The sequence below is a fragment of the Variovorax soli NBRC 106424 genome (genome assembly GCF_001591385.1).
GTDB classification, from domain to species: Bacteria; Pseudomonadota; Gammaproteobacteria; order Burkholderiales; family Burkholderiaceae_C; genus Variovorax; species Variovorax soli.
On sequence record NZ_BCUU01000192.1, the window covers coordinates 1 to 3,664 of the forward strand.

Sequence of the window (3,664 nt, forward strand, 5' to 3'; positions counted from 1 at the left end):
GGGCCCGCAGCGGCCGCCGTTGCCAGCGGCGCCAGGGAGAACGTCGGATGGAGCGCCCGGCGGCGCGTGCCGCGCGGCGCTGCCGTCCCGGGCGCCGGCAACCGGCGCACCGATCGTGCGAAGCTGGCCATGCACGCGCCCCAGGCCGACTCGTCAGGAAGTGCCGGGCTTCGCAACCCACGCCATGCACCAGCCTTCGGCCGCGATCTGCTTGCGGCCGAACATGGCGCACCCGCCCCAGGCGTCGCTCGCCGTGCCCTGCCACATGGCGCAGTTCACGCAGCGCTGGCTGGCCGTGTGCTTGGGGTACTTCTTCCTGTCCACCGCCTTGGTGTCGTGCTTGTAACCCAGGCTGACGGCGGTCTCGTCGGACTCCTCGACACGCGGCGCCGCGGCCAGCGCGGCCGCGGGCACCAGCGCCACGATGCAGCCGCCGGCGATGGCATGGCCGGCAAAGGCCCGCCGCGTCACCACGGCCTCAGGGCGCAGCCTGTTCTTGCGGATCTCGTTCATGGGCATGCCCCTCGCCTCTCAGTTGGATGCCACATGGGTCGCAGCGCCGGCCTTGGCGCTGCGCGTCGCGCCGCCGGCCCCGGGGATCTTGAAGACCCACACCATGCCGCCCTGCTCGAGCAGATTGACCTTCTTGGCCACCTCGCCGCCCCACAGCGGCACCGCACCGCCCCAGCCGGAGACCACGCCCACGAACTGCTCGCCGTTCTGCATCCAGGTGATGGGCGGCGCGACGACGCCCGAGCCGGTCTGGAACTCCCAGACCACCTTGCCGGTCTTGGCGTCCGCGGCCTTCAGGTAGCCCTCGGGCGTGCCCCAGAACACCAGGTTGCCGCCGGTGGTGAGCACGCCGCCCCACAGCGGCGCGCCGTTCTTCACTTCCCAGGCCGTCTTGCCGGTCTTGGGGTCGATGGCGCGCAGTGCGCCGATGTAGTCCTCGTTCAGCGGCTTGATCGTGAAGCCGGCGCCCAGGTAGGCCGCGCCCTTCTTGTAGGCGACGGGTTCGTTCCAGATGTCCATGCCCCATTCGTTCGCCGGCACGTAGAACATCTTCGTGTCGGGGTTGTAGGCCATGGGCATCTGGTTCTTGCCGCCCAGGAAGCCGGGCGCCGCGAACACGGGCCGGCCCTTGTTGCCTTCCGGCGATTCCGTGGGGTTGCCGGGGCGGTTGTCGGCAATGAAGTTGGGCCGCCCGGTCTTCAGGTCGATGCTGCTGGCCCAGGTGATCTTCTTGACGAAGGGAAAGGCGTTGATCAGCTGGCCGGTGCTGGCGTCGTTCACATAGAAGAAGCCGTTGCGGTCGGCCTTGCCGCCCACGCGCTTGCCGTCCATGTCGAAGGTGACGAATTCGTTGACGCCGTCGAAATCCCAGCTGTCGTTGGGCGTGCTCTGGTAGCTCCACTTGATCTGGCCGGTCTTCACGTCGATGGCCACGGTCGAGCAGGAGTAGAGGTTGTCGCCCTCGCGCAGGTGGCTGTTCCAGGGCGCCGGGTTGCCGGTGCCGAAGTAGGCCAGGCCGGTCTTGGCATCGTAGGTGCCGCCCAGCCAGGTCGCGGCGCCGCCGGTCTTCCACAGGTCGCCGGGCCAGCTCTTGTTGACGGTGCCGGAGACGCCGTTCTCCTTCTTGTTGCCGTCCTTGTCGTAGATGTAGCCCATGTGGCCTTCCACGGTGGGGCGCGTCCACAGCAGGCGGCCGGTCTTCGGGTCGCGCGCCTCGACGCGGCCGACCACGCCGAACTCGCCGCCCGACACGCCGGTGAGCATCACGCCGTCGGCAATGATGGGCGCGGCGGTGGCCGAGTAGCCGGCGGCATAGTCGTCGATCTTCTCCTTCCACACCACGTCGCCGGTGTTCTGGTCGAGCGCGACCAGCTGGGCGTCCAGCGTGGCGAAGATCACGAGGTTGTCGTACAGCGCAGCGCCGCGGTTGACCACGTCGCAGCAGGGCATGATGCCCTCGGGCAGGCGGTGCTCGTACTTCCACAGCTTCCTGCCGGTGGTGGCGTCCAGCGCAAAGATGCGCGAGTAGGACGCGGTGACGAACATCTTGCCGTTCATGATCACCGGCTGGGACTCCTGGCCGCGCTGCTTCTCGCCGCCGAAGGAGAAGGCCCACACGGGCAGCAGCTTCGAGGCGTTGCCGGCATTGATCTGCTTGAGCGGCGAGTAGCGCTGGCCCTGGGTGTTGATCCCCCAGGTGAGGACGTTGCCTTTGGATGTGGCTTCGGACTGGATCATCCGGTCCGTGACCTGCGCTTGGGCCGTCGCGGCGGCCAGACCAGCCGCGATGAGGGCGGTCAAGAGCTTCAGTTGCATGGTGTCTCCTTGGGGGTGGATCGTGGTCGCAGGAGCGCTGAAAGTGCGCGCCCTCCGCCGCTCGTGGGCGCAAATGCCATGCCATGCGCCAAGGACCGTTTCGCAGCCGCGAAAGCGGCCCTGCGCCAGGGCTGGCGTGCGGGTTTTCCCGTTGAAGTGCTCCAAGGCAGAACACCTCGGGCAGGCCGGGCGTGACATCGCGCCACAGTGCCCGGGTCGGCCTGGTGCGCGCTGCGGGTGGAACAATCCGCGCATGTCCGACACCAGCGCCGCTCCACCCGTTGCCCCCGTCACTGTGCCTGTGACTGCACCCTTCGGCAGCTGGCCCTCGCCGATCACCGCGCAGCTTGTGGCGTCCGCCCAGGTCACGCTTGCCGATGTGCTGCTGGACGACGGCGATGTCTGGTGGATCGAAGGCCGCCCCCTCGAAGCCGGGCGCCAGGTGCTGGTGCGGCAGCGGCGCGATGGCACGCCCGATGACGTGACGCCGGCGCCCCTGTCCGCACGCACGCGGGTGCATGAGTACGGCGGCGGCGCGGCCTTGGTGTCGCACGGCACCGCGTACTTTTCGAACTTTGCCGACCAGCGCCTGTACCGCCTGGGCAGCGATGGCATCGCGGTGGCACTCACGCCGGCCAGCGAGGAGGCTGCGCTGCGCTATGCCGATGGCGCCGTCGACGGCGCGCGCCACTGCTGGATAGGCGTTCGCGAGGATCATCGCGCGGCCGGTGCCGAAGCCGTCAACGAGATCGTGGCCGTGAGCCTGGACGGCGGCGATGCGGGCCAAGCGATCGTGCGCGGGCGCGACTTCTTCGCCGCGCCGCGCCTGAGTCCCGACGGAACGCAGCTGGCGTGGCTGGCCTGGGACCATCCCCACATGCCCTGGACCGCGGCGGAACTGTGGCTCGGGGAGTTCGACGGTACGGCGGTGTCCAACGCCAGGCGCGTTGCCGGCGGCGCGGGTGAATCGGTGTTCCAGCCCGAATGGTCCCCCGACGGCCTGCTGTACTTCATCTCGGATCGCTCGGGCTGGTGGAACATTTATCGGCGCAACGCGGACGGCAGCCACGCCAACATGTGCCCGATGGCGGCGGAATTCGGCCGCGCGCAATGGAGCCTGGGCATGTCGACCTATGCCTTCCTGTCGGCACAGGCCCTCGTGTGCACGTATATCGAAGGCGGCATCGGCCGGCTTGCGCGGCTGGACCTGGGCAGCGGCGCGCTCCATCCCTTCGAGCTGCCCTACACGGAGTTCTCGGCGGTGCGCGCCGGCGGCGGCAAGGTGGCGCTCAAGGCCGGCGGCCCGGACACGGCGGCGGCCGTGCTGGTGATCGAC

The 3,664-nt window shown here is 69.2% G+C and carries 2 protein-coding genes and 1 pseudogene; 1 reads left to right on the top strand and 2 read right to left on the bottom strand.

Translation table 11 applies throughout. The annotated features are described in order from the left end of the window. Positions 1-153: 153 nt before the first annotated feature. Both VSO01S_RS26120 and VSO01S_RS26125 read right to left on the bottom strand, forming a co-directional pair. Positions 154-513: a high-potential iron-sulfur protein gene (locus tag VSO01S_RS26120; protein WP_068645670.1), complete on the bottom strand. Its 360-nt coding sequence runs from the start codon at positions 511-513 to the stop codon at positions 154-156. An 18-nt stretch (positions 514-531) separates the two neighbouring features. After that, positions 532-2,328, bottom strand: a complete 1,797-nt coding sequence (locus tag VSO01S_RS26125; protein ID WP_068645669.1) for a PQQ-dependent methanol/ethanol family dehydrogenase — start codon at positions 2,326-2,328, stop codon at positions 532-534. A 253-nt stretch (positions 2,329-2,581) separates the two neighbouring features. Between VSO01S_RS26125 and VSO01S_RS26130 the strand changes: the two are divergent. Next, positions 2,582-3,664, top strand: a pseudogene (locus VSO01S_RS26130) (PD40 domain-containing protein); the annotation flags it as partial.

Bases quoted from the DNA above. Each gene is read 5' to 3' on its own strand.
- VSO01S_RS26120 (WP_068645670.1), bottom strand. From the start codon at position 513: ATGAACGAGATCCGCAAGAACAGGCTGCGCCCTGAGGCCGTGGTGACG.
- VSO01S_RS26125 (WP_068645669.1), bottom strand. From the start codon at position 2,328: ATGCAACTGAAGCTCTTGACCGCCCTCATCGCGGCTGGTCTGGCCGCC.